Consider the following 24290-nt stretch of genomic DNA (forward strand, 5'->3'; position numbering starts at 1 on the left):
GTGGGGGCGCAACACGTGGCGCGCGCTGACCTCGATGGGCACCGCGCTGGTGCTGCTGTTCCTGCTCGCGCTCGGCGCCATCCCCGGCGCCCTGCTGCCGCAGCGCAACCTCAACGCCGGCAAGGTCGACGACTACCTCAAGGCCCACCCCGTGATCGGGCCCTGGCTGGACCGGCTGCAGGCGTTCAACGTGTTCTCCAGCTTCTGGTTCACCGCCATCTACGTGCTGCTGTTCGTGTCCCTGGTCGGCTGCCTCACCCCACGGATGATCGAGCACGTCCGCAGCCTGCGGTCCACCCCGGTCGCCGCCCCGCGCAACCTGGCCCGGCTGCCCAAGCACGCCAGCCACCAGATCCGGGCCGGCGCCGAAGAGCTCAACACCCTGGCCAACGCGATCACCGACCGGCTGCGCGGCTGGCGCACCGCCATCCGCCACGAAGACGGCGCGGCTTCCGACGTCGTGGAGGTGTCCGCGGAAAAGGGCTACCTCCGCGAATTCGGCAACATCGTCTTCCACTTCTCGCTGCTGGGCCTGCTGGTCGCGGTGGCCGTCGGCAAGCTGTTCGGCTACGAGGGCAACGTGATCGTCATCGCCGACGGCGGCCCCGGCTTCTGTTCCGCGTCGCCGGCCGCGTTCGACTCGTTCCGAGCCGGCAACACCGTTGACGGCACCTCGTTGCACCCGCTGTGCATCCGGGTCGACGACTTCGCGGCGCACTACCTGCCGTCCGGGCAGGCCACCTCGTTCGCGGCGAACATCGCCTACCAGTCCGGCGAGGACCTGACCGCCAACACCTGGCGCCATTACCGGCTCGAGGTCAACCACCCGCTGCGGCTCGGCGGTGACCGGGTGTACCTGCAGGGGCACGGCTACGCGCCCACCTTCAGCGTCACGTTCCCGGACGGGCAGGTCCGCACGTCGACCGTGCAGTGGCGACCCGACAATCCGCAGACCCTGCTCTCCTCGGGCGTGGCCCGCATCGACCCGCCGGCCGGCACCTATCCCACCCCGGCGGAGCGCCGCGCGCACCAGATCGCGATCCAGGGCCTGCTCGCGCCGACCGAGCAGCTGGACGGCACGCTGCTGTCGTCGCGGTTCCCGGCCCTGAACGCCCCCGCGGTGGCCGTCGACATCTACCGCGGCGACACCGGCCTGGACACCGGGCTGCCCCAGTCGCTGTTCACCCTCGATCCCCGGCTGATCGAGCAGGGCCGGCTGACCAAGGAGAAGCGGGTCAACCTGCGCGCGGGCCAGGCGGTCCGGATCGACCAGGGGCCGGCCGCCGGCACCGTGATCCGCTTCGTCGGCGCCGTGCCGTTCGTCAACCTCCAGGTCTCCCACGACCCCGGCCAGACCTGGGTGCTCGTCTTCGCGATCACGATGATGGGCGGTCTGGTGGTGTCGCTGCTGGTGCGCCGCCGCCGCGTGTGGGTCCGTCTGACGCCCGACGCCGGCGGGGCACCCGGTACGGTGAACGTCGAGCTGGGCGGGCTGGCGCGCACCGACAACTCCGGGTGGGGCGACGAGTTCGAGCGATTGACCGAGCGGTTGCTGGACGGATTGGGCGGGGCCGGCCGCGCCGAGACGCCCCCCGCGTCCCAAAGGAGTTCTCAGGTGGACGTCACATGAACACGCTGCACGTCAACGTCGAGCTGGCGCGCTACTCCGACTGGGCGTTTACGTCGGCCGTCGTCGCGCTGGTCATCGCGCTGCTGCTGCTGGCCTTCGAGCTGGCGTACGCCGGCGGGCGCCGCGCGGACCAGCGCGCCCGGGTGCTGGCCGGCGCGGTGAGCGCCGACTCCGCCACCCCCGGGGTGGTCGAACAGCCGGACCAGCGCCCGCTCGACGAGCGCGTCGGGCGGGCCGGGTTGTCCGTGGTGTACCTGGGCATCGGCCTGCTGTTTGCCTGCCTGGTGCTGCGCGGCCTGGCCACGGTGCGGGTGCCGTGGGGCAACATGTACGAATTCATCAACCTGACCTGCCTGTGCGGGTTGATCGCCGGGGCCGTCGTGCTGCGCCGCCCCCAATACCGTCCCCTGTGGGTCTTTCTGCTGCTGCCGGTGCTGATCCTGCTCACGGTGTCGGGACGCTGGCTCTACACCAACGCCGCGCCCGTGATGCCCGCGTTGCAGTCCTACTGGCTGCCCATCCACGTGTCCGTCGTCAGCCTGGGATCCGGGGTGTTCCTGGTCGCCGGGATCGCCAGCATCCTGTTCCTGCTGCGCACCTCGCGGCTGGGGGATCCCGATACCGACAGCGCCGCGGCCCGGCTGGTGCGGCGCTTCCCGGACGCGGAAACCCTGGACCGCATCGCCTACCGCACGACGATCTTCGCGTTTCCGGTCTTCGGGTTCGGGGTCATCTTCGGGGCCATCTGGGCCGAAGAGGCCTGGGGCAGGTATTGGGGCTGGGACCCCAAAGAGACCGTGTCCTTCGTCGCGTGGGTGATATACGCCGCCTACCTGCACGCCAGGTCGACCGCCGGATGGCGGGACCGCAAAGCCGCGTGGATCAACGTCGCGGGCTTTGTGGCGATGGTCTTCAATTTGTTCTTCGTTAATCTGGTGACTGTCGGCCTGCATTCGTATGCGGGCGTCGGGTGAGAGCGAACAACCGCCCCGAATAACGCACACAACGGAATAGCGCACGACAAGCGCACAACAAGGGGGAATGCAGTGTCCGAGCATCCAACGGCGGGCGTGGGGGCGCCCGAACAACCGACCACGCAAATTCCCCCACAGACGTCATCGGCGCCCGCCCAGCAGGACGCGGGCGAACCGCAACCGGAGTCGGGCGGGGACGCCCCGACTCGCGCCTTCGCCGGATTCCGCACCGAGCGCCGCGTCCCCACCCCCGAACACCAGCAGGCGGCCCCGCCCACCGCGCCGCGGCCCGGCGCCATGCCGCCGTGGGACTCCACCCCGGTCACCGGCATCCCGCGCGTCGACCCGACCGCCTACGGCGCCTATTACGCCGGGCCGGACGCCCCGCCCACCCAGATGCAGGGGGCGCCGCAGCGCCCCGAGCACCTCCCGCACACGCCGTATCCGGAGCTGTCCACCGGCATGTTGCTGCGGCCGGTCCAGCCGCCGCCGTCCGACGGGTGGCGGCTGCTGCTGTACAAGATGTCCGGCGGGCTGATCAACCTGGGCGAAAGCCCCCGGGCCAGCCGCTACAACAACCTGGTCGCCCAGGTGAACCGGCCGTTGCGCGGCTCGTACCGGGTGGCGTTCCTGTCGCTGAAGGGCGGTGTCGGCAAGACGACGATCGCGGCGACGCTGGGCGCCACCTTCGCCTCCATTCGCGGCGACCGCGTGGTGGCCGTGGACGCCAACCCCGACCGCGGCACGCTGAGCCAGAAGATCCCGCTGGAGACCGCCGCGACCGTGCGTCAGCTGCTGCACGACGCCGGAACCATCGAGCGCTACAGCGACGTGCGCCGCTACACCTCGAAGGGTCCCAGCGGCCTGGAGGTGCTCGCCTCGGAGACCGACCCCGCGATCTCGGAGGCCTTCAGCGCCGAGGACTACGGGCGGATCCTGGACATCCTGGAGCGGTTCTACGGCCTGGTGCTCACCGACTGCGGACCCGGCCTGCTGCACTCGGTGATGAAGTCGGTGCTGGACAGGGCCGACGCCCTGGTCGTGGTCAGCTCGGCCTCCATCGACGGCGCGCGCAGCGCGTCGGCCACGCTGGACTGGCTGGACGCCCACGGCCACGAAGACCTGGTCCGCAATTCGATCGCGGTCATCAACGGGGTGCGCCCGCGCCCCGGCAAGGTCGACATGAACAAGGTGATCGAGCACTTCTCCCGGCGCTGCCGCGCGGTCCAGCTGGTGCCGTTCGACCCGCACCTGGAGGAGGGCGCCGAGATCGACCTGGAGCGGCTGCGGCGGCCCACCCGCGAAGCGCTCACCGAGCTGGCCGCCATCGTCGCCGACGGATTCCCCGGCGACCAGCGCAACCCGGGAGTCCTGGGCTAGCGGCGGTCGCTATCCAGCTGGCTAGCGCGGGTTGTTATCGCCGTGGCCCAGCCGCCGCAGGAAATCCGGATCGTCGTCGGGTCCGATGACGCGCGTCTTCGGTCGGTGGACCTGGGATCGCGCGGCACGCCAGCCGACGTAGATCAGCGTTCCCAAAATCACGACGAGCAGCAGGTAGACCACACAACACCTCCTTCGGGCGAATATACCCGCGCCGTAGGCTTTGGCTGTGTCACACGAAGGTAGCGACAACACCATCGGGGGCCCGGGAAACGGCGCTGGCGGCGAGAGCGCCGAAAACCACGTCGTCGTCCCCGTTTTGGCATACATGGCGGCGCGGTTGCTGCTGGCGGTCGTGCTCACCGCCGTGATCTATGGCGTCGCGCGGTTGGCGGGCATCACGCAGTTCCCCCTCGTGGTGGCCGCGCTGTTCGCGCTGATCATCGCGATGCCGCTGGGCATCTGGGTGTTCGGGCCGCTGCGCCGGCGCGCCACCGCGGCGCTGGCGATCGCCGGCGAACGGCGCCGACGGGAGCGCGAGCTGCTGCAGGCCCGGCTGCACGGGGACGCCCCGCCCGACGAGACGCGCGAGGACGGGTGAGGGCTCAGCCGTTGGGCAGCCGGACGACCTGGGCGGCATAGCTCAGGCCGGCGCCGTAACCGATCAGCAGGGCCAGGTCGCCGGCCTTGGCCGCCCCGGTCGCCAGCACCTCGGCCATGGCCAACGGGATGGACGCCGCCGAGGTGTTGCCGGTGTGCTCGATGTCGTTGGCGATCACCGCGTCCGGCCGCAACTCGAGGCTCTTGGCCAGAATCTCGTTGATTCGGCTGTTGGCCTGGTGCGGCACGAAGACGTCGATCTCTTCGGGCCGGATCCCCGCCGCGTCCATGGCCTGCTGGCCGACCTTGCCCATCTCGAAAGCCGCCCAGCGGAAGACCGCGCTGCCCTCGAGCCGCAGGAAGGGGCGCGGGCCGGTGGGATTCTCCAGGTAGTCGAGCCAGTCGATGTCCTGGCGGATGGCGCTGGCCTGGTTGCCGTCACTGCCCCAGACGGTCGGCCCGATGCCCTGCGTGGGCGTCTCGCCCACCACCACGCCGGCCGCGCCGTCGGCGAAGATGAAGCAGTTGCTGCGGTCTTGCATGTCGATCGTGGGGGACAGCTTCTCCGAGCCCAGGACCAGCACCCTGGCGGCGGTCCCGCCGCGGATCATGTCGGCCGCGACGCCCAGCGCGTACCCGAACCCGGCGCAGCCCGCCGAGATGTCGAAGGCGGGCACGCCGGTGGCGCCCAGCGCCGCCGCGACCGCGGGGGCGCACGCGGGGGTCTGCAGGAGGTGGGTGCTGGTGGCCACGATGACGCAGTCGATGTCGGAGGCCTCGAGGGAGGCCTTGGCGATCGCCTCCCGCCCGGCCTCGGTCGCCATCGAGGCGGCGGATTCGTCGCGTGCGGCGAACCGGCGCGTCTTGATCCCGGTGCGCGAATAGATCCACTCGTCGGAGGAGTCGATGTTTTCGCAGAGCTCGTCGTTGGTCACCACGCGTTCGGGGCGGTATGACCCGACGCTGAGCAAGCCGATGTTGGTGGGCCCGCTGGTCGCGGAAATCTGCTTCATTGCGGTCCTTCGCTATCCCCGGGGCAGACGCAAAAGTACCCCACCAGCGCCGTTTTCGGGGGCCTTTGCCTCTGCTCGCACTCTAGGTACCTATCGTCAGCGCCGCCGCCACCGCGATCGCCCACACCACCATCGCCAGCCCGGTGTCGCGCAGCACCGGGATCAGCTCCGGGCCGCCGCGGCCCGATCGCACCGGGGCCATGGCGCGCAGGGCCAGGGGCGTGGCCACCAGTCCGGCGGCACACCACGGGGTGGCCACCATCAGCGCCAGGGTCAGCACACCGGCGGTGCCCAGCAGCGCCTGATACAGGACGCGGGTGCGGGCGTCGCCCAACCGCACCGCGAGGGTGATCTTCCCCGACCGCGCGTCGGTGGGGATGTCACGCAGGTTGTTGGCCACCAGCACCGACGACGACAGCGCCCCGACCGACACCGCCAGCAGCAGCCCCACCCAGTCCACCCGCAACGCCTGCGTGTACTGGGTGCCGAGCACGGCGACCAGCCCGAAGAACAGGAACACCGCGACCTCGCCAAAACCGGCGTAGCCGTAGGGTTTCGAGCCGCCGGTGTACAGCCACGCCCCGGCGATGCAGGCCGCGCCCACCGCGATCAGCCACGGCGCGCTGAACAGCGCCAGCACCACCCCGGCGAGCGCCCCGATCGTCAGGCTCGCGACCGCGGCGCCCAGCACCGCCCGCGGGGCCGCCAGCCGCGAGCCGACCAGGCGCACCGGACCGGCCCGGTCGTCGTCGGTGCCGCGGATGCCGTCGGAGTAGTCGTTGGCGTAGTTGACGCCGACGGTCAGCGCGAGGGCGACGGCCAGCGCCAGCAGCGCCTTCCACCACACCGCGGATCCCAGCCAGGCCGCGGCGCCGGTGCCGGCGACGACCGGCGCCACCGCGTTGGGCAACGTCCGCGGCCGCGCACCCGAAACCCACTGCCTGAGATTGGCCACAACGCCATCCTGCCAGGATGCGGGCCGCCGCTCCCCAGGCCCCGCGATCACCGCGTGGTCATGCACCACAATGGTCGGATGCTCGGAGTCATCGGCGGCAGCGGCTTCTACACCTTCTTCGGATCGGACGCCGACGACGTCACGGTCGACACCCCCTACGGAGCGCCCAGTGCCCCGGTCACCGTGGGCGCCATCGAGGGACACGACGTCGCCTTCCTGCCCCGCCACGGCGCCAAGCACGAATTCTCCGCGCACACCGTGCCGTATCGGGCCAACATGTGGGCCCTGCGCAAACTCGGCGTGCGGCGGGTGCTCGCGCCGTGCGCGGTCGGCAGCCTCAAACCCGAACTCGGCCCGGGCTCCATCGTGGTGCCCGATCAACTGGTCGACCGCACCCGGGGCCGCGCCGACACCTATTTCGACTCCGGCGGGATCCACGTCGACTTCGCCGATCCGTACTGCCCGACGCTGCGCGCGGCGGTCAGCGACCTCCCCGAAGTGGTCGACGGCGGCACCATGGTGGTGATCCAGGGGCCGCGATTTTCCACCCGCGCCGAAAGCCGGTGGTTCGCCTCCGCCGGGTTCTCGCTGGTGAACATGACCGGATACCCGGAGGCCGTGCTCGCCCGCGAGCTCGAAATCTGTTACGCGGCAATCGCTTTGGTGACCGACCTGGACGCCGGCGTGAGCGCCGGGGAGGGCGTGCGGACCGTCGACGTGTTCGCCGAATTCGAACGCAACATCGGGCCGTTCAAGGCGCTGGTGCGCGCGGCCATCGGCCGGGTCGCCGCCGACCGCACCTGCACCCACTGCCTGCCGCACACCGGGGTGGCGCTGCCCATCGAGCTGCCATGAGGGTGTTGTTGACCGGCGCGGCCGGGTTCATCGGCGCGCGGGTGGGCGCCGCGCTGCGCGCCGCCGGCCACGACGTCGTCGCCGTCGATGTCCTGCTGCCCGCCGCGCACGGCCCGAACCCGGTGTTGCCGAAGGGATGTCACCGCGTCGACGTGCGCGACGCCGACGCGCTGGCCCCGCTCCTGGACGGCGTGGACGCGGTGTGTCATCAGGCGGCGATGGTGGGCGCCGGCGTGGACGCCGCCGACGCGCCCGCCTACGGCGGCCACAACGACCTGGCCACCACGGTGCTGCTGGCGCAGATGTTCGCCGCCGGGGTGCGGCGCCTGGTGCTGGCGTCCTCGATGGTCGTCTACGGGCAGGGGAACTATCACTGCCGACGGCACGGGCGCGTGGACCCGCTGCCGCGCCGGCGCGCGGACCTCGACGCCGGGGCCTTCGAGCACCGGTGCCCGGTCGGCGGGGAGGAGCTGGCGTGGCGCCTCGTCGACGAGGACGCCTGCCTGCGCCCCCGCAGCCTGTACGCGGCCAGCAAGACCGCGCAGGAGCATTACGCGCTGGCCTGGTCGGAGGCCACCGGCGGCTCGGTGGTGGCGCTGCGCTACCACAACGTCTACGGCCCCGGCATGCCGCGCGACACCCCGTATTCGGGCGTGGCGGCGATCTTCCGGTCTTCGCTGGAAAAGGGCGAGCCGCCAAGGGTTTTCGAGGACGGCGGCCAGATGCGCGACTTCGTGCACGTCGATGACGTGGCCGCCGCCAACGTCGCGGCGCTAGCGCACGACGACGGTTTCCTCGCGGCCAATGTCTGCTCGGGGCAGCCGATTTCGATCTTCGAGGTGGCCGCGGCGCTGTGCGACGCGCGGGGCGGTTCGCTGTCGCCGCTGGTCACCGGCCAGTATCGCAGCGGCGACGTGCGCCACATCGTCGCCGACCCGGCCCGGGCGGCCGAGGTGCTGGGGTTTCGCGCGGCGGTCTTACCGGGTGACGGGTTGCGCGAGTTCGCGTTCGCGCCCCTTCGGTGAACCCCTACGTTTGCGGCGGGCGGAAGATCTGGGGCCCCCGCACCGGTATCTGCCGCGTGCCGGAGTCGTCGCCGCGAAAGATGCGAGGCGAGCCGGCCAGCGGCGGGATCTCGGCGGTGGGTGGGTCGCTCTCCGCGCCGGGCCCCCCGGTGGGCATGCGGGTGGTGGCCGCGGCCGACGGCCCGGGGGCCTGGCCCACGCGGACCCGGGTGGTCGGCGCCGCCGCATTCGCGTCGGCCGCGCGCTTGCGGGCGGCGCGGCGAGCCAGGCGCCGCCCGTGCAGTTGCCCGGCCACGACGGCGGCCGCCAGGATGCCCAGCGCCAGTCCGCACAGCGTCACGTCGAAGGTGCTGGTGATCTGCTGGGCGAGGTCGTTGCCGTAGACAGGTTGCCGCGCGGGCGAATTGGGCGAGTCGGCGAACCGCGGCGCCAGCGCGACGCCGACGATCACGCGGGCGACGCTGAGGGCGGCGACGAGCCCGCACAGCGACGTGACCAGTCGCGCCGAGATTCCGGCCAGGCGGCGGCGCAGCCAGATCGCCAGGGCCGCGGTCACCAGGTCGAACGCGGCCAGCACCACGCTGTCGTATCGGGAGAACGGATAGTTCAAGGCGATGCCGACGACAAGGTCGGTGAGCCGCATCGCGATCGACCCCACGGCCCAGACGGCGATGAGCAGCAAGCCATTTCGGGTCGCGGACCGCCACGCGGATTCCTCCGCCGGCGACGGGTTGCGGTGACCGAACAGGGCCCGCGGCGCGAAGATGGCCGCTCCTGCCGCCCAGGCGAGGTAACCCTCGAAGCCGACCCCGGCGGTCGAGGTGTTCTGGGCGATGCCGTGGAACGCATCGAGGTCGCGGCCGACGGGCAGGATCCACACCAGGATCCCCGCGGCCAACGCCGACGCACCCAGTGCGACGGTGGTCAGCCGGCTCGCCCGGGTGCGCTGCAGCAGCCACCTGGACGCGACCAGGACCGCGACCAGCGCCACCACCCCGTACACCACCGCCGTGGCGATCACCGCGATGTTCTGCTTGCCGAATTCCGCCGCGCCGTTGGTGCTTTGCAGCGCGTAGCGCACCCGCCAGTACAGGTTGAAGCCGAAGCTGAGCACCGCCGCGAGCATCGACAGCGCCCCGATCATCCGGGCGGAGCGATGCCAGCCCGTGTACTCGTCGTCGGCCGGGATCGGCCCGGCCGGCGCCGCCTGGGCGCTGAGCAGCGAGCCGGCGACGCCGACCCACGCCCCGGGCCCCACCCCGCCGGGCACGGTGACCGTGCCCCCGAACCGGACGGTCTCGTACGCGTCGAACGCGACGACGGCGAGCACCAGCAGCAGATAGGGGGCGTTGAGCGCCAACCGAAGCCGCGCCGCGGACGCCGGGTTGAACCGCTCGCCGCCCGACCGCCAGGAACCGGCCACCGCGACGGCGGCGACGGCCAGCACCGTCACGGCGAGCAGCACCGCGAACAGGGCCGGACTGCTGTCGGGAATCCCGACACCGAAGTACAGATTCCACGGCAAGAACACGGCGAGCACCAACAGCACCACCGCGGTCGCGTCGCTGACGATGGCCCGGCGCCGTCCCGTGCCCCCGGCAACGGGTGTCGTGCCGCCGGTGGCGTGGGGGCGGATGATGCGGGGCGCGGGCGCCTGCTGGGCCCGGGCCCCGATGGGGCCGGTTGGCGTGTCGTCGCTGCTCTGGCTCACCATGCCCCCCGGGATTCAAGGACGACTACTTTCGGCGCAGCTGCCGGTGTCCGGCGGGGGAATGCCCTGCCGAGCCACACGCACTGCTCGCTTGCGAACATATTCTCCGTTCGGCTGCCGTGGCAGTGGCTGGGACGGGCCGCTGGGCGGAGGCGATTCCGCGGCGACCGTCCTGTCCTTCGAAAAGCTGGTTACGCTGCGCTAGTGGCGAACCTTGTCGCCGAATGACTGATACTGCCGACGGTATCGCAAGTGTAATGATGCCGGGACATTGCTGGTGCGGGGTGGCCAGGGTGAAGGAGAAGCGGGATGGACGTCGTTTTGGGGGTCGCGGTCACCGGTCCCGTCGCCCGCCTGGCGCTCCTGGGGTCGGGCGCCCAGGGCACCGACGTGATCGACCAATCCGTCATCGATCTCGCCGACAACCCGCTCGGCACGCTCACCGAGACCGTGGTCGGAACCAATCGCTTGTTGGCCGACGAGAACCACCGGTTGGTCGGCACGCGCCTGTGCTGGTCCGACGAGCCACGGGCTGACGAGCTGCGGCGGGCGCTGGAGGACTCCGGCGTTCACAACGTGGCGGTGCTCTCGGAGTCGCAGGCCGTTGCCGCCCTCATGCGGGCGGCCGGGCGGCCCGGCGCCGCGCTCGTGATGGACGACGCGACGGCCACCCTGTCGGTGGTGGGCCCGGACGCCGGGGACCCCGACGCGCCGCCGACCGTGTTGGCCAGCCAGCCGCTGACCGGCGCCACGGGCCCGGACGCTACCGCCGCGTTCCAGACGATGATGGCGAACCTCGGCACGCATCCCGACGCGCCGGGGGAGGTGTATCTGCTCGGCGCCTCGCCCGACCTCAACCGGGTCGCCGACGAATTGCGCGACGCGTCCACCATGCGGGTGCAGGTCGCCGAGGACCCCACGTTTGCGCTCGCGCGCGGCGCCGCGATCGCCGCGGCGGCGGCGTCCGCGCCGGACGCGACGGCCATGGCGCCGGCCGTCGGCCTGACCGGTGACGCGACCGCGATGGCCCCCGCCGCCGGGGACGCGACCGCGATGGCCCCCGCCGCCGGCCTCACCGGGGACGAGACGACGGTCGTGCCCGCGCCGGACGCCGAGGAGCCGCAGCTGGCGTACTCGATGGCCGACGAGGGCGGGGTCTATCCGGGCGAGATGGACGAGTACGACCCCGAATTCGACGACTACGACTACGGCCCGGAGTTCGGCGACGACGCCGAGGCCGGCGAGGACGCGCCGACGAAGCTGTCGCGGCGATCGCTGGTGATCGGCAACGCCGTCATCGCCTTCGCGGTCATCGGATTGGCGTCGCTGGCCACCGCGATCGCGGTTGCCGTTCGCCCGACCGCCGCCCAGCAGCCGGTGGTGGGCGTGCAGAACGGCACCCCGGGCAAGTTCATGCCGATCTTGCCGAGCCAGCAGCAGGCGCCGCTGCCCCCACCGCCGCCCGAGGCGCCCAACGCCGGGTTCCAGGGCGGCACCGTCCCGGCTCCCGAACACGTTGCGCCCCCGTCCGGAGGGGGTCCGCAGGTCGCTCCCGTTCCCGAGGCGCCGAGCAACCCCGGTGTCGTGCCCAACCCCGATCCGGGTTGGGCGCCGCGGCCGAATCCTATTGTGCCGGTTCCTATTCCGATTCCCATTCCGATCCCGGGGTGGCAACCGCCCTACAACCCGCCGTACAACCCGACGACGCCCTACACGCCGCCGACCATCACGACGTCCCAGCCGCCGACGACGACGTATTCGCCCCCGACGACGACGTATTCGCCGCCGACGACGACGTACTCGCCGCCGACGACGACGTATTCGCCCCCGACGACGACGTATTCGCCGCCGACGACGACGTACTCGCCGCCGACGACGACGTATTCGCCCCCGACGACCACGTATTCGCCCCCGACGACGACGTATTCACCCCCGACGACCACGCACGCACCCCCGACGACGACGTATGCGCCGCCGAGCACCAAGGCGACCACCCAACCGCCGGTGCAGACGCACACCCAGCAGACCGCGCCGCCGACGCACTCGCAGCAGCCGCTGTTCCCGCAGGAGCCCCGCACGCACCGCGGGTTCTGACGCGTGCCCGGCGCCGACGGCCTGGTCACGGTGGTCCTGCCGTGCCTCAACGAGGAGGAGTCGCTGCCGGCCGTGCTGGCCGCCATTCCGGCCGGCTACCGGGCGCTGGTGGTCGACAACAACAGCACCGACGACACCGCCGGCGTCGGGGCGCGCCACGGCGCCCGGGTCGTCGCCGAACCGCGGGCCGGGTACGGCGCCGCCGTGCACGCGGGCGTGATGGCCGCGACGACCCCGATCGTGGCGGTCATCGACGCCGACGGCTCGATGGACGGCGCGGACCTGCCGCGGCTGGTCGCCGCGCTCGAGCAGGGCGCCGACCTGGTGACCGGCCGGCGCCGTCCGGTGCCCGGCCTGCACTGGCCGTGGGTGGCCCGCATCGGGACCGTCGTCATGAGCTGGCGGCTGCGCACCCGCCACGGCCTGCCGGTGCACGACATCGCGCCCATGCGAGTGGCCCGGCGCGAGGCGCTGTTGGCGCTGGGCGTCGCCGACCGCCGATCCGGTTATCCGCTCGAGCTTTTGGTGCGCGCCGCGGCCGCCGGCTGGCGCGTCGTCGAACTCGACGTCAGCTACGGCCCGCGCACGGGCGGCAAGTCGAAGGTCAGCGGATCGCTGCGCGGCAGCATCACCGCGATCCTCGACTTCTGGAAGGTGATCTCGTGACCGCCCTGCCGGTGACGCTGCTGGTGGTCGCCAAAGCGCCCGAGCCGGGCCGGGCCAAGACGCGGCTCGCGGCGAGCGTCGGCGACCGCGTCGCCGCCGAGATCGCCGCCGCCGCACTGCTCGACACGCTGGACGCCGTGGCCGACGCGCCGGTGGCGGCGCGGGTCGTCGCCCTCACCGGGGACCTCGGCCGCGCCGCGAGCGCCGCCGATATCCGGCGGCGACTGGCGTCCTTCACCGTGATCGCCCAGCGCGGCGACGATTTCGCCGCACGCCTCGCCAACGCGCACGCCGACGCCTCGTCGGACGGGCTGCCGGTGCTGCAGATCGGGATGGACACCCCCCAGGTCACCGCCGAGTTGTTGACCGGCTGCGCGCGCCGGCTGCTCGAGGCGCCGGCCGTGCTGGGGCCGGCCCGCGACGGCGGCTGGTGGGTGCTGGGCGTGGGCGCACCGGCGATGGCCCAGTGCCTGCGCACCGTACCGATGTCGGCGCCCGACACCGGGGAACTGACGTTGAAGGCGTTGCGCGACACGGGCATCGACGTCGCGACGGTGCAGACGCTGGCCGACGTCGACGTCGTCGACGACGTCGCCGCGGTGCGCGAGGCCTGCGGGCCCGACAGCCGCTTCGCGCGGATCACCCGCGCGGCCGGGCTGTGAGCGCGCAAGCGGCGGTGCGTCTGGCGCTTTGAGTGTGAATCGTTGGATTTGGGAGTGCAGCCAGGGCGGAGAAATCGCTGAATTCCCGCCGCTCGTTCACACTCAAAGCCCAGGATTCACACTCGTTGCCCTCAGCTCACACTCGAACCGGACCTACCAGTTCGTCAGGATGATCGTGTTGAGCGCAATGGCGCCGGCGGCGTTGAGCGCCAACCAGATCCGGTGCGAGCGCACCGGCAGCAGCGCGGCCGCCGCGGTGAGCCAGATGGTGAACGGCAACCAGATGCGTTCCACCTCGGCCTTGCTGAGCATGCTCAGGTCCGCGCACACGACGGCGGCCAGCACGCCCAACAACAGCAGGTGAAAACCGGAGCGGCGACGGACGGCGGCGCCGTCGAACACCCGCCCGAGCCCGGCGACGCCGCCCAGCCCGATCGCGCACACCACGCACGCCAGGTTGGCCCAGCTCCAGTACTGAAACGGCCGGTCCTTGGCGATGCCCTGCCAATAGCGTTGCTGCACAAGGTGATAGCCGTCGAACCAATAGAACCCGGCGACGGCGAAGGCCACCGCCACCCCGATCGCGGCCAGCGCCGCCGGACCGAGCGCCCGCAGGATCGCCCTCCAGTCCGCCGCGGACGCCAGCACCGCCGCCGCCGGCAGCCCCATCAGCATCAGGCCGTAGTTGCAGAACACTCCCCAGCCCAGCAGCAGCCCGGCCGCGGCGGCGGTCAGGGCGGGGAACCGGACCGGGCGGTGCACCGCCACGGCCAGCAGCGCGATGCCCCACGCGGCCACGCCGGCGAAGTATCCGTCGGCGGAGACGGCCACCCAGATCGCCGTCGGCGCCAGCGCCACGAACGGGGCTACCCGCCGCGCGGTGGACTCGTCGGCCAGCGCGCGCACGCCGACCACCACCGCGGCGGCGGCGCTCGAGCCGGCCAGCAGGCACAGCAGCCCGGCCCAGGCGCCGCCGTGCAGACCGATCCGGTCCAGCCAGACGAACGTCAGCAGCGCCCCGGGCGGATGCCCCGACACGTGGGTGGTCCACGAATGCGGTTGGTAGTCCACGATCCGGCCGGCGAACGTGCGCAGCGTGGCTGGAATGTCGGTGACGCCCGGCACCTGCGACAGGTATTCGTCCCGGGTGGTCAGCCGGCCGGCGAAGCCGCGCTGCCAGCCGTCGATCATCGCCAGCGCGAACGCCCACCCGCCGGCGACGGCCCAGCTGCCCAGCGTCAGCGCCCGCCACGAAAGTCGTTGCGCCAGAGTCGGTCCCCACGCGACGACGACGACGGCGAGGGCAATGGCCGGGCCGGTGCCCCAGCCGGCGTGGATCAGCCACTCGCCGAAGATCGGCGCCGAGCCGGCGTGGGTGGCGAACTTTTCCGCCCCGACATCCAGGCGCGGCCGGACCCCCAGGTTCATCCGCGGCAGCACGAACGCCGCCGCCACCAGCGCCGCGCCGATCGACACCGCGACGGCGTCGCGCACCGCCTGCCGTCGACCCCGCCTCACGGACGCACAGCCTATTGATCGCTCGCGCCGGCGAAGCGGCGCACCAGCGCCGCGCGGTCGACCTTGCCGATGCCGCGGCGCGGCAGCGCGTCGACGACGTGCACCTCGCGCGGCGCCGCGGTGGCGTCCAGGGCGCGCGTCACGTGCGCGCGCAGCGCCTCCACAGTCGGCGCCACGCGGCCGTCGTGCACCACGATCGCGGCGACCACCCGCTGCCCGAGGCGTTCGTCGGCCACCCCGAACACCGCGCAATCGCGGACGGCCGGGTGGCTGCACAGCGCCGCCTCGACCGGCTGCGGCAACACCGTCAGCCCGCCGGTGCTGATCGCGTCGTCAGCGCGGCCCAGGACCGTCAGCACGCCCGCGCCGTCGATGGCGCCGAGGTCGTCGGTCACGAACCAGCCGGGCTCGGCGAACGGGTCGGGGTCGATGGGGTCGCGGTAGCCCTTGGCCACCGTCGCGCCCCCGATGACGATGCGCCCGTCGGCCACCCTCAGCCGCACCCCGGCCAGCGGGACGCCGTCGTAGACGCACCCGCCGGCGGTCTCACTCATGCCGTAGGTGCGCACGACGGTGATTCCGGCCGTGGCCGCGGCGTCCAGGACCGGACGCGGCGCGGGCCCGCCGCCGAGCAGCACGGCGTCGAGTTCGGCGAGGGCGGCCGCGGCCGCCGGGTCGGCGAGCGCCTTGGCCAACTGCGCGGCGACCAGCGAGGTGTACCGCCTGCCGGGGCCCAAAGCGCCGATGGCCCTGGGCAATTCGGTTTCATCGAAGCCGCCGGTGACATCCATCTCGACCGGCGACGTGCCGGCGAGCAGGCTGCGGACCAGCACCTGCACCCCGGCGATGTGGTGTGGCGGCAGGGCGAGCAGCCAGCTGCCCGGGCCGCCCAGGCGGTCATGGGTGGCCGCGGCGCTGGCCCGCAGGGCGGCCGCTGTCAGCAGGGCGCCCTTCGGGTTGCCGGTGGTGCCCGACGTCGCCGCCACCAGGGCCACGTCGTCGTCGATGGTTTCCCCGACGCGCAGCCCCGCCCGCAGCGCCGCCGACTCGCGATCGTCGCCGACGGCTACCAGCGCCGGGTCGCGTCCCTCCAGCACGCCCGCCAGGGCGGGCAGCAGCGTCTCGGCCGCCGCGCCCGGCGGGACGTGCAGCGCGCGCAGTACGGCTATGCCGGATCCCCGGCCTGATCGGCGTCGTCGAAGGGCCAGCCCTGGGCCGCCAGCCGCACCCGTACCCGCTCGACGTCCTGCGGCGACGGCAGCTCGTCGGTGATCTGGGTGATCAGCACGCCGATGTCGACGTCGTCGAACTCGCCGCGCCGAACCAGCTCGCACGCCACGGCCTTGGCTTCGTCGTTGGACAGCCGGCGGGCCAGCAGCGCGAGCACCGGGAACGTGTCGGTGGGTGGCACGCCCTCGGGGTAGCCCGCGCGGAGCCACGAGACGATGGAATTGAGAAATCCGTTCACGCGGATACAGCTCTCCCCGGCGTCCGGTTCGCCGACTCGATGGGCATCAAACGATGCTACTTGGGTTTCGCTCCAAGCAGCGGATAGCCGGTGTGATGGGCGATGAAATCGCGGGCAATGTAGAGCAACGCCAGCGCGATCACCGCGATGACCAGCGCGTAGATGCTCCACGCCAACGCAGTCAGCATCGGGTTGCGCCGCGGGGCGGAGCCGTTGCTGGCGCCGTCCAGACTGATGTCGCCCGCCCCCGCGGACTGCAGCCGGATCCCGAGGGCGAACAGCCCCGGCAGGGCGGCGCCGGCCAGCATCGCGAAGACCAGAATCTTCAGGCTCGCCTGGTAGTTGAACCAGTCGCCGATGTGGCTCATGAGGCGTTGGCTTTCAGCGACGGGTCGTCGGAGTCGTACCGGGCGGACACGCCGCCGAGCGTGGGTCCGTCATCGCCGGGCGGCGGCTGGTCGGCGGCCTGCAGCCCGCTGGTCAGATCGCCCTTCCATTCGGCGTTGACGTTGTGGTGGTCGACCTTGACCCTGCGCGACCGGAGGTAGATGGTGGCCGAGACCGCGACCAGCAGCGCGAAACCGGTGATCGCCCCCGGGTAGCCGCCGATCAGGTGCACGATGCCGTAGGTGAAGGCGCCGACCAGCCCCGCCAGCGGGAGGGTGACCAGCCAGGCGACCCCCATGCGGCCGGCGACGCCCCAGCGGACCTCGCCGCCGGGCTTGCCCAGCCCGCTGCCCAGCACCGAACCCGTGCACACCTGGGTGGTCGACAGCGCGTAGCCGAAGTGGGCCGACAGCAGGATCACCGCGGCCGAGGAGGATTCGGCGGCCATGCCCTGCGGCGACTGGATCTCGACCAGGCCCTTGCCCAGCGTGCGGATGATGCGCCACCCGCCGAGGTAGGTGCCGGTCGCCATGGCCAGCGCGCAGCTCACGATGACCCACAGCGGCGGCATGGTGGCGGTCTTGCTGACCGAGCCGTAGGAGATGAGCGCCAGGAAGATGATGCCCATCGTCTTCTGTGCGTCGTTGGTGCCGTGGGCGAGCGAGACCAGCGACGCCGAACCGATCTGGCCGCGCCGGAAACCGGCCTCCGTGCGGGCCTTCGGCACGCCGCGGGTGATCCGGTAGACCAGCCAGGTGGCGACCGCGCCGATCGCGATGGCCAGGATCGCCGACACGACGGCCGGGATGATGGCCTTGGAGATCACGCCCTTCCAGATCACGCCGTGCGCGCCGACGGCAGCGATCGTGGCGCCGACGATGCCGCCGATCAGGGCGTGCGACGAACTCGAGGGGATGCCGAGCAGCCAGGTCAGCAGGTTCCAGACGACGCCGCCGACCAGGCCGGCGAACACCAGCTCCAGCGTCACGATGTTGGAGTCGATGAGGCCCTTGGCGATCGTGGCGGCGACGGCGGTGGACATGAACGCGCCCACCAGATTCAGTACCGCCGAGAGCAGAACCGCCGTTTTGGGCTTGAGCGCGCCACTGGCGATCGAGGTCGCCATCGCGTTGCCCGTGTCATGAAAGCCGTTGGTGAAATCGAAAGCCAGTGCCGTGATTACGACAATGATCAAGAGGAACAATTGGATGTTCACAGGGCCTGATTCTGGTGGTAGGGGCAATCCATTGTCGAATGCGGCATGACATGAAACGCGGGTGTACCTTGAGTCGTCGCCAGATGTTACCTCTCAGTTAACCGGAATTTCCCTGCCGTTCACCTCGGGTGTCGCGGCGCAACGGGTGGTCCGGGGGGATCTGGATGAAAATGAGCGTGATGCCGTCGGGGTCGAGCACGTGCATCTCGTGCAGGCCCCAGGGTTCCTGACGCGCCTCGCGGGCGATCGACACGCCGCGGCCGCGTAGCTCGGCCTGGGTCGCCTCGAGGTCGCGGACCTGCAGCCACAGCGCGCCCGGGAACGGGCCGCGGGAATGGTCCGGGGAGCCGTACCCGGCCAGCTCCAGCAGCGACTGCCCGGCGAAAAACACTGTGCCGCCGCCGTATTCACGCGCTATCGCCAGGCCGATCTCGTCGCGGTAGAAGGCCAGGGACCGCTGGTAGTCCGCGGGCCGGAGCAGCATCCGGCTGGCCAGGATCTCCATAACTCGTGTCTATCACACGGGCCCGATCGCGCCGGTCCGGTCAGCGGTCGCCCTTGCGATTGGGCTGGATGCTCTGGCGCTGCATGACGGCGTTGACCCAGCGGGGGCCAAAGGTGTCCAGCGCCTTGGCCGCGATCGCCATGCGCGGCGCGATGCGCACCGGGCGGGTGCGGGCGGCGGTGATCATCCACTCGCCGGCCTCTTCCGGCGTCAGCGCCGGCACGCCCTCGTAGGCCTTCGTGGGCGCGATCATCGGGGTGGCCACCAGGGGGTAGTACAGCGCCGTGGAGTGCACACCCCGCTCGCCCCACTCCGTTTCGATGACCCGGCTCACGGTCGACAGCGCGGCCTTCGACGCGTTGTACACCGAGAACAGCGGCGACGCCTCCGAGAGCACCCCCCACGTCGAGACGTTGATGATGTGGCCGTCGCCGCGTTCGATCATTCCCGGCGCCAGGCCGCGGATCAGCCGCAACGGCGCGTAGTAGTTGAGCACCATGGTCCGCTCGACGTCGTGCCAGCGCTCCAGCGACTCGGCCAGCGGCCGGCGGATGGACCGGCCGGCGTTGTTGATCAGGATGTCGACGCCGCCGAGCCGTTTCTCGACGTCGGCGACCAGCGCGTCGACGGCGTCCATGTCCGAGACGTCGCAAGCGATCGCCGTGGCGTCACCGCCCGCCGTGGTGATCCGCTCGGCCAGTGCGTCCAGCAGCTCCTGGCGACGGGCCACGACGACCACCGTGGCCCCCTCGCGGGCGAACTGCTCGGCGGCGGCCTCGCCGATGCCCGACGACGCCCCGGTGAGCAGGATGCGCTTGCCCGCCAGCTCGATCGGCTTGATCAGCGGCCGGTTGACCAGCACCTGCGGGGCCATCGGCGGTCGCATGGTGGCCAGCACCAGCTGGTCGGTGAACCGGCGAAGCGGACTCTTGCTCACGGGACGCGAGTCTAGGCGGGCGGGCGGGCTCAGAAGTACCGGGGAAACCGGCTCCAGTCGGGGTCGCGCTTTTCCAGGAAGGCGTCGCGGCCCTCGACGGCCTCGTCGGTCATGTAGGCCAGCCGGGTGGCCTCGCCCGCGAACAGCTGCTGGCCCACCAGGCCGTCGTCGGGCAGGTTGAACGCGAACTTCAGCATGCGTTGCGCCTGAGGGGATTTGGCGTTGATCTCGCGCGCCCATGCGATGGCTTCGGATTCCAGCTCGGCATGGTCGACGACGGCGTTGACCGCGCCCATGTGGTGCATCTGCTCGGCGGTGTAGGCCCGGCCCAGAAAGAAGATCTCGCGGGCGAACTTCTGGCCCACCTGGCGGGCCAGGTAGGCGCTGCCGTAGCCGCCGTCGAAGCTGCCGACGTCGGCGTCGGTCTGCTTGAAGCGGGCGTGCTCGCGGCTGGCCAGGGTGAGGTCGCAGACCACGTGCAGGCTGTGCCCGCCGCCGGCCGCCCACCCGTTGACCAGGCAGATGACCACCTTGGGCATGAACCGGATCAGCCGCTGCACCTCGAGGATGTGCAGCCGTCCGGCCCGGGCGGGGTCGACGGTGTCGGCGGTCTCGCCGCTGGCGTACTGGTAGCCGCTGCGCCCGCGGATGCGTTGATCGCCGCCGGAGCAGAATGCCCAACCGCCGTCCTTGGGCGAGGGGCCGTTGCCGGTCAGCAACACCACGCCGACTCCCGCGGACATCCGGGCGTGGTCGAGCACCCGGTAGAGCTCGTCGACGGTGTGCGGCCGGAACGCGTTGCGCACCTCGGGCCGGTCGAACGCCACCCGCACCGTGGCGTCGTCGACGTGCCGGTGATAGGTGATGTCGGTCAGGTCGCCGAAGCCCTCGACGGGACGCCACTGGTCGGCGTCAAACGGGTTGTCACTCAACGTCTGTGAACTCCTATGCCGGGTCCAGCCGGAATACCGGACACACGCCGGCCAGCGCCTCGAACTCTTCGGGGCGGCCGTCGGTGACCAACCCCGAGCGCTTCATAAAGCCGACCCCGGTGGGCACCTCGGTGGGAAATGCCCGCAGGAACGGGCGCGCCTCGTCGGCGGGCAGCTCCACCATCCGCACCCGCTCGCGGTGCCGGCCGCGGGCCAGCGTCGCGTGCTCGGCGGCGCGGACGTTGCGGATCCAATCCGCGCCCGGAAACCCGCCCACCACATAGCGTTTGCCGTCCACCGTCATCGGTGTCACCGGCGTCGACCGTGGCGTGCCGGACTTGCGGCCCGGCACGGTCAACACCACCGGGCTTTCACCGCCGAAGCTGAGGCCCAGCCGGGAGAGCTGAATGAACACCTTGTTCGCCGGTTTCAGCCACCAGGGCGGCTTGAGCCCGTCAGCGCGTGCCATGCCTGACACACTAGTCAGCTCCGGGACGCCTCCCGGAAGGGCTCGGCGCCCTGCGCCCAGGGGTCGACGCCGGGTGTGGCGACCGCGTCGAGCCGGGCGATCGCCTCGGCGCTCAGCGTGACGTCGGCCGCGGCCATGTTCTCCTCGAGGTGGGCGATCGACCGGGTGCCCGGAATCAGCAACGTGTTCGGCGCATGCGCCAGGATCCAGGCCAACCCGACCCGGGCGCCGGAGACGCCCAGCTCGCCGGCGATGCCGGCCACCACCGGATCGTCGGCGACCTTCGGGAATCCGGGCAAGGCGGAGCCGAGCGGGAAGTACGGCACCCACGCGATGCCCTCGTCGACGCACAGCTCGAGCGCGGCTTCCTGGGAGCGGTCCAGCAGGCTGTAGGCGTTCTGCACACAGGCGATGCCGGCGGGCAGCGCCCGCCGCAGCACGTCGAGCGACACGCTGCTGAGCCCGATCGCGCCGATCTTGCCCTCGTCGCGCAGGGCGATCATCTCGGCCAGCTGGTCGTCGAGGTCGACGATCTGATCGCCCTCGGCGGCCATGCCGATGCCCGAGTCGAGCCGCCGCAGGTTCACCACCGGGACGCGGTCGAGGCCGAGCTGGCGCAGGTCGTCCTCGACGGCGGCGCGCAGCTCGGAGGGCCGTTGCGCTGGAGCCAGCGGGATGGGTTGCTCGCCGGTGTAGCGGGCGCCGACCTTGCTGACGATGACGAGGTCGTCCGGGTAGGGGGCCAGCGCCGCGCGGATCCGGCGGTTGACCTCGCCGGGACCGTAGAACGACGCGGTGTCGATGTGGTTGACGCCGAGGTCGATCGCGCGCCGCAGCACCGCCGCCGCGTCCTGCGGGGAGGTCTCGAACAGTTGCATGGCGCCGTAGCCCATGCGGGCGACGGGATGCGATCCGATGGTGCCGATGCCGCCGGGGTTGAGATCGGTCATGGTGCTCCCTTGATCGTGAGACACTGGAAAAATGCGGAGGGTCCTCCGCTTTCGTCAGCGTAGCAGAAACGGAGGTGCCTCCGCTTTGGTGGGAAGGTCGGATGCGCGCCGCAATCGCGAGCGGCTGCTGTTGGCGGCCACCGCGGCGTTCACCGAGCACGGCGCGGCGGCCTCGCTCGAGTCGATCGCCCGCGACGCGGGCGTCGGGATCGGCACGCTGTACCGCCATTTCCCCAATCGGGAGGCCCTCGTCGAGGCCATCTACCGGGCCGAGCTCGCCGAGGTGGCCGCGGCCGCCGAGCAGCTGCTCGGGCGGCATCCGCCCACGACGGCGCTGCGACGCTGGATGGACCGCTACGCGGGCTTCGTGGCCGCCAAGCGCGGCATGGCCGAGTCCCTGCAGGCGATCTTCGATTCTGGCGCAATGGAACCCAGCCAGACCCGCGACAGCATCGTCGGCGCCGTCGAGCTGCTGTTGCGGGCGGGCGCCGACGACGGCAGCCTGCGCGCCGACGTGCGCGCCGACGACGTGGTGTCCAGCCTCATCGGCATCTTTTTGGTCAGCGGTTCATCGGAGCAGACCGGCCGCATGCTCGACCTGCTGGTGGCCGGCGTCTCGGCGACCTGACCGAGCGCCCGGCCAGCCGGGCGCCGCGCCGCCAGCGCCCGGCGGGCCGGGCGCTCGGCGCAACCCGCGCAATGCTCAACCCACCGAGCGTTCGGCGCCCTCCCAGAACTGCGCGCGCACGGCCTTCTTGTCCGGCTTGCCCAGCCCGGTCAACGGCAGCGATTCGGCGATCACCACCCGCTTGGGTGACTGCACCGAGCCCTTGCGGTCCTTGACCGCGGCCTGGATCTCGGCGGTCATCTTCTCGATCGCGGCGTCGTCGCGGGGCGCGTCGGAGCGCAGCACCACCACCGCGGTGACGGCCTCGCCCCACTTCTCGTCCGGCGCGCCGACCACGCATACCTGGGCGATCGCCGGGTGCTCGGCGACGACGTCCTCGACCTCGCGGGGGAAGACGTTGAAGCCACCGGTGACGATCATGTCCTTGACCCGGTCGACGATGAAGTAGAAGCCGTCCTCGTCCTCGCGGGCCATGTCGCCGGTGTGCAACCAGCCGTCTTTGAAAGTCTTCGCCGTCTCGTCGGGCAGGTTCCAGTACCCGCCGGCCAAAAGCGGTCCGCTGACACAGATTTCGCCGGGCTCGCCCTGGGGGACCGGCTTGCCGTCCTCGCCCAGCAGCGCCACCCGCGCGAACAGGGTCGGGCGCCCGCACGAGGTGAGCCGCTTCTCGTCGTGCTCGTTCTTGGCCAGGTAGGTGATGGCCATCGGCGCCTCGGACTGCCCGTAGTTCTGCGCGAAGATCTTGCCGAACCGGCGGATCGCCTCGGCCAGCCGAACCGGGTTGATCGCCGACGCGCCGTAATAGACGGTCTGCAGCGACGACAGGTCGCGGGTGTGCGAATCGGGGTGGTCCATCAGCGCGTACAGCATCGACGGCACCAGGAAGGTGGCCGTGATGCGTTTCTCCTCAATGGTTTTCAGCACATCTGCCGGGTCGAACTTGGGCAGCACGTGCATCTCGCCGCCCTTGATCAGGGTGGGCAGGAAATACGCCGCCCCCGCGTGCGAGAGCGGGGTGATCATCAAGAACCGCGGATCCTCCGGCCACTCCCACTCCGAGAGCTGGATCTGGGTCATCGACGAGATCGACTGCGCGGTGCCCATCACGCCCTTGGGCTTGCCGGTGGTGCCGCCGGTGTAGGTCAGGCCGATGACCTGATCCGGCGGCAGGTCCGCGGCGACCAGCGGCTGCGGGTCGTACTTGGCCGCCTCGGCCGCCAGGTCGACCGCGACACCGTTCAACGCCTCGGGCACCGGCCCGATGGTCAGGATCTGCTTGAGCCCCGGCACCTTCTCCAGCAGGGCCAGCGCGCGCTCGACGAACATCGGGTTGGGGTCGATGATCAGCGAGCTGATGCCGGCGTCGTTGAGCACGTACGCGTGGTCGTCCAGCGAGCCCAGCGGGTGCAGGGCGGTGCGCCGGTAGCCGCGGGTCTGGCCGGCGCCGATGATCAGCAGCACCTCGGGGCGGTTGAGCGACAGCAAGCCGACCGCCACACCGGTGCCCGCGCCGAGCGCCTCGAACGCCTGGATGTACTGACTGATCCGCTCGGCCATCTGACCGCCGGTCAGCGTGGTGTCGCCGAGGAACAGCACCGGCTTGTTCTTGTGGCGCTTGAGGGCGCCCACGAGCAGGTGGCCGTTGTGGGTCGGGTTGCGCAGCAGCTCGTCACTCATGTGGCAAGACTAGAACGTGTTGCAATTTGGGTCAGCCG

Annotated in this window: 25 protein-coding genes; 10 read left to right on the forward strand and 15 right to left on the reverse strand. The window is 71.5% G+C overall.

What is annotated here, in order from left to right; all coding sequences use genetic code 11:
* Positions 1-34: 34 nt before the first annotated feature.
* The 3 genes from resB to QGN30_RS05705 all read left to right on the forward strand — a co-directional run bounded on the left by resB (position 35) and on the right by QGN30_RS05705 (position 3984).
* On the forward strand, positions 35-1630 hold the full coding sequence (gene resB / locus QGN30_RS05695) for a cytochrome c biogenesis protein ResB (RefSeq protein ID WP_038537698.1): 1596 nt from the start codon (positions 35-37) through the stop codon (positions 1628-1630).
* On the forward strand, positions 1627-2604 hold the full coding sequence (gene ccsB / locus QGN30_RS05700) for a c-type cytochrome biogenesis protein CcsB (RefSeq protein WP_008261089.1): 978 nt from the start codon (positions 1627-1629) through the stop codon (positions 2602-2604). Before resB ends, ccsB begins: the two co-directional genes overlap by 4 nt.
* Before the next feature lie 72 nt (positions 2605-2676).
* On the forward strand, positions 2677-3984 hold the full coding sequence (locus QGN30_RS05705) for a MinD/ParA family ATP-binding protein (protein ID WP_008261087.1): 1308 nt from the start codon (positions 2677-2679) through the stop codon (positions 3982-3984).
* Between the two features lie 21 nt (positions 3985-4005).
* Here the strand turns inward: QGN30_RS05705 and QGN30_RS05710 are convergent, their stop codons facing one another.
* Positions 4006-4167 (reverse strand): hypothetical protein, encoded by a 162-nt coding sequence (locus QGN30_RS05710; RefSeq protein WP_008261085.1) that lies wholly within the window; start codon positions 4165-4167, stop codon positions 4006-4008.
* A 46-nt stretch (positions 4168-4213) separates the two neighbouring features.
* Here QGN30_RS05710 and QGN30_RS05715 point away from each other — a divergent pair, with 46 nt between their 5' ends.
* Positions 4214-4585 carry a DUF4229 domain-containing protein gene (locus tag QGN30_RS05715; RefSeq protein ID WP_008261083.1) on the forward strand — a complete coding sequence of 124 codons (372 nt, stop codon included), beginning with the start codon at positions 4214-4216 and terminating at the stop codon, positions 4583-4585.
* A gap of 4 nt (positions 4586-4589) precedes the next feature.
* On the opposite strand, the gene QGN30_RS05720 is transcribed toward QGN30_RS05715, so the two are convergent.
* Together QGN30_RS05720 and QGN30_RS05725 are read right to left on the reverse strand one after the other, a co-directional pair.
* The gene (locus QGN30_RS05720) at positions 4590-5597 is read right to left on the reverse strand and encodes a beta-ketoacyl-ACP synthase III (RefSeq protein ID WP_248923247.1); all 1008 of its coding nucleotides are present in this window, start codon (positions 5595-5597) and stop codon (positions 4590-4592) included.
* Between the two features lie 82 nt (positions 5598-5679).
* A complete protein-coding gene (locus QGN30_RS05725; RefSeq protein ID WP_038537691.1) occupies positions 5680-6552 on the reverse strand; it encodes a 1,4-dihydroxy-2-naphthoate polyprenyltransferase in 873 nt (290 codons plus the stop codon).
* Positions 6553-6630: 78 nt separating this feature from the next.
* Between QGN30_RS05725 and QGN30_RS05730 the strand changes: the two genes are divergently transcribed.
* Positions 6631-7407 (forward strand): S-methyl-5'-thioadenosine phosphorylase, encoded by a 777-nt coding sequence (locus tag QGN30_RS05730; RefSeq protein ID WP_230487585.1) that lies wholly within the window; start codon positions 6631-6633, stop codon positions 7405-7407.
* On the forward strand, positions 7404-8432 hold the full coding sequence (locus QGN30_RS05735) for an NAD-dependent epimerase/dehydratase family protein (protein WP_038537689.1): 1029 nt from the start codon (positions 7404-7406) through the stop codon (positions 8430-8432). The genes QGN30_RS05730 and QGN30_RS05735 overlap by 4 nt, the downstream gene beginning before the upstream one ends.
* A 4-nt stretch (positions 8433-8436) precedes the next feature.
* Here the strand turns inward: QGN30_RS05735 and QGN30_RS05740 are convergent, their stop codons facing one another.
* Positions 8437-10146 (reverse strand): DUF7937 domain-containing protein, encoded by a 1710-nt coding sequence (locus QGN30_RS05740; protein WP_041787109.1) that lies wholly within the window; start codon positions 10144-10146, stop codon positions 8437-8439.
* Between the two features lie 306 nt (positions 10147-10452).
* Here QGN30_RS05740 and QGN30_RS05745 point away from each other — a divergent pair, with 306 nt between their 5' ends.
* The 3 genes from QGN30_RS05745 to QGN30_RS05755 are packed head-to-tail and all read left to right on the forward strand — an operon-like array spanning position 10453 to position 13565.
* Positions 10453-12237: a hypothetical protein gene (locus tag QGN30_RS05745; RefSeq protein WP_248923246.1), complete on the forward strand. Its 1785-nt coding sequence runs from the start codon at positions 10453-10455 to the stop codon at positions 12235-12237.
* A gap of 3 nt (positions 12238-12240) precedes the next feature.
* Positions 12241-12903 (forward strand): glycosyltransferase family 2 protein, encoded by a 663-nt coding sequence (locus QGN30_RS05750; RefSeq protein ID WP_014381199.1) that lies wholly within the window; start codon positions 12241-12243, stop codon positions 12901-12903.
* The gene (locus QGN30_RS05755; protein ID WP_008261071.1) at positions 12900-13565 is read left to right on the forward strand and encodes a TIGR04282 family arsenosugar biosynthesis glycosyltransferase; all 666 of its coding nucleotides are present in this window, start codon (positions 12900-12902) and stop codon (positions 13563-13565) included. The genes QGN30_RS05750 and QGN30_RS05755 overlap by 4 nt, the downstream gene beginning before the upstream one ends.
* 153 nt (positions 13566-13718) lie before the next feature.
* Here QGN30_RS05755 and QGN30_RS05760 read toward each other — a convergent pair whose 3' ends face one another.
* The 10 genes from QGN30_RS05760 to QGN30_RS05805 form a co-directional block, all read right to left on the reverse strand.
* On the reverse strand, positions 13719-15059 hold the full coding sequence (locus tag QGN30_RS05760) for a hypothetical protein (RefSeq protein ID WP_038537680.1): 1341 nt from the start codon (positions 15057-15059) through the stop codon (positions 13719-13721).
* Positions 15060-15094: 35 nt separating this feature from the next.
* Complete coding sequence (menE, locus tag QGN30_RS05765) at positions 15095-16180, reverse strand: o-succinylbenzoate--CoA ligase (RefSeq protein WP_008261059.1); 1086 nt, start codon at positions 16178-16180, stop codon at positions 15095-15097.
* 68 nt (positions 16181-16248) lie between these two features.
* On the reverse strand, positions 16249-16551 hold the full coding sequence (locus tag QGN30_RS05770; RefSeq protein WP_008261050.1) for a DUF3349 domain-containing protein: 303 nt from the start codon (positions 16549-16551) through the stop codon (positions 16249-16251).
* A gap of 56 nt (positions 16552-16607) precedes the next feature.
* The gene (locus QGN30_RS05775; RefSeq protein WP_008261049.1) at positions 16608-16919 is read right to left on the reverse strand and encodes a hypothetical protein; all 312 of its coding nucleotides are present in this window, start codon (positions 16917-16919) and stop codon (positions 16608-16610) included.
* Positions 16916-18154, reverse strand: a complete 1239-nt coding sequence (locus QGN30_RS05780) for an inorganic phosphate transporter (RefSeq protein WP_008261048.1) — start codon at positions 18152-18154, stop codon at positions 16916-16918. Before QGN30_RS05780 ends, QGN30_RS05775 begins: the two co-directional genes overlap by 4 nt.
* Positions 18155-18251: 97 nt before the next feature.
* Positions 18252-18659 carry a VOC family protein gene (locus QGN30_RS05785; RefSeq protein ID WP_008261047.1) on the reverse strand — a complete coding sequence of 136 codons (408 nt, stop codon included), beginning with the start codon at positions 18657-18659 and terminating at the stop codon, positions 18252-18254.
* 40 nt (positions 18660-18699) lie between these two features.
* The gene (locus QGN30_RS05790; protein WP_008261046.1) at positions 18700-19596 is read right to left on the reverse strand and encodes an SDR family oxidoreductase; all 897 of its coding nucleotides are present in this window, start codon (positions 19594-19596) and stop codon (positions 18700-18702) included.
* A gap of 29 nt (positions 19597-19625) precedes the next feature.
* Positions 19626-20528: a 1,4-dihydroxy-2-naphthoyl-CoA synthase gene (locus tag QGN30_RS05795; RefSeq protein WP_038537677.1), complete on the reverse strand. Its 903-nt coding sequence runs from the start codon at positions 20526-20528 to the stop codon at positions 19626-19628.
* 13 nt (positions 20529-20541) lie between these two features.
* A complete protein-coding gene (locus QGN30_RS05800; RefSeq protein ID WP_014942953.1) occupies positions 20542-20997 on the reverse strand; it encodes a nitroreductase family deazaflavin-dependent oxidoreductase in 456 nt (151 codons plus the stop codon).
* A 14-nt stretch (positions 20998-21011) separates the two neighbouring features.
* Entirely contained in the window at positions 21012-21947 is a 936-nt protein-coding gene (locus QGN30_RS05805; protein ID WP_008261042.1) for an aldo/keto reductase, read from the reverse strand.
* A gap of 85 nt (positions 21948-22032) precedes the next feature.
* On the opposite strand from QGN30_RS05805, the gene QGN30_RS05810 reads away from it, so the two are divergent.
* Positions 22033-22575 carry a TetR/AcrR family transcriptional regulator gene (locus QGN30_RS05810; RefSeq protein ID WP_038537675.1) on the forward strand — a complete coding sequence of 181 codons (543 nt, stop codon included), beginning with the start codon at positions 22033-22035 and terminating at the stop codon, positions 22573-22575.
* A 75-nt stretch (positions 22576-22650) separates the two neighbouring features.
* On the opposite strand, the gene fadD8 is transcribed toward QGN30_RS05810, so the two are convergent.
* Complete coding sequence (fadD8, locus tag QGN30_RS05815) at positions 22651-24252, reverse strand: fatty-acid--CoA ligase FadD8 (RefSeq protein WP_009951867.1); 1602 nt, start codon at positions 24250-24252, stop codon at positions 22651-22653.
* Between the last annotated feature and the right edge of the window lie 38 nt (positions 24253-24290).

This window comes from Mycobacterium sp. 3-98, assembly GCF_035918355.1.
Lineage (GTDB): Bacteria > Actinomycetota > Actinomycetes > Mycobacteriales > Mycobacteriaceae > Mycobacterium > Mycobacterium intracellulare.

Excerpts from the sequence above, each read along its gene's own strand:
- resB (WP_038537698.1), top strand. The coding sequence starts at position 35 with ATGGGCACCGCGCTGGTGCTGCTGTTCCTGCTCGCGCTCGGCGCCATC.
- ccsB (WP_008261089.1), top strand. The coding sequence starts at position 1,627 with ATGAACACGCTGCACGTCAACGTCGAGCTGGCGCGCTACTCCGACTGG.
- QGN30_RS05720 (WP_248923247.1), bottom strand. The coding sequence starts at position 5,597 with ATGAAGCAGATTTCCGCGACCAGCGGGCCCACCAACATCGGCTTGCTC.
- QGN30_RS05730 (WP_230487585.1), top strand. The coding sequence starts at position 6,631 with ATGCTCGGAGTCATCGGCGGCAGCGGCTTCTACACCTTCTTCGGATCG.
- QGN30_RS05735 (WP_038537689.1), top strand. The coding sequence starts at position 7,404 with ATGAGGGTGTTGTTGACCGGCGCGGCCGGGTTCATCGGCGCGCGGGTG.
- QGN30_RS05740 (WP_041787109.1), bottom strand. The coding sequence starts at position 10,146 with ATGGTGAGCCAGAGCAGCGACGACACGCCAACCGGCCCCATCGGGGCC.
- QGN30_RS05745 (WP_248923246.1), top strand. The coding sequence starts at position 10,453 with ATGGACGTCGTTTTGGGGGTCGCGGTCACCGGTCCCGTCGCCCGCCTG.
- QGN30_RS05775 (WP_008261049.1), bottom strand. The coding sequence starts at position 16,919 with ATGAGCCACATCGGCGACTGGTTCAACTACCAGGCGAGCCTGAAGATT.
- QGN30_RS05785 (WP_008261047.1), bottom strand. The coding sequence starts at position 18,659 with ATGGAGATCCTGGCCAGCCGGATGCTGCTCCGGCCCGCGGACTACCAG.
- QGN30_RS05800 (WP_014942953.1), bottom strand. The coding sequence starts at position 20,997 with ATGGCACGCGCTGACGGGCTCAAGCCGCCCTGGTGGCTGAAACCGGCG.
- QGN30_RS05805 (WP_008261042.1), bottom strand. The coding sequence starts at position 21,947 with ATGACCGATCTCAACCCCGGCGGCATCGGCACCATCGGATCGCATCCC.
- fadD8 (WP_009951867.1), bottom strand. The coding sequence starts at position 24,252 with ATGAGTGACGAGCTGCTGCGCAACCCGACCCACAACGGCCACCTGCTC.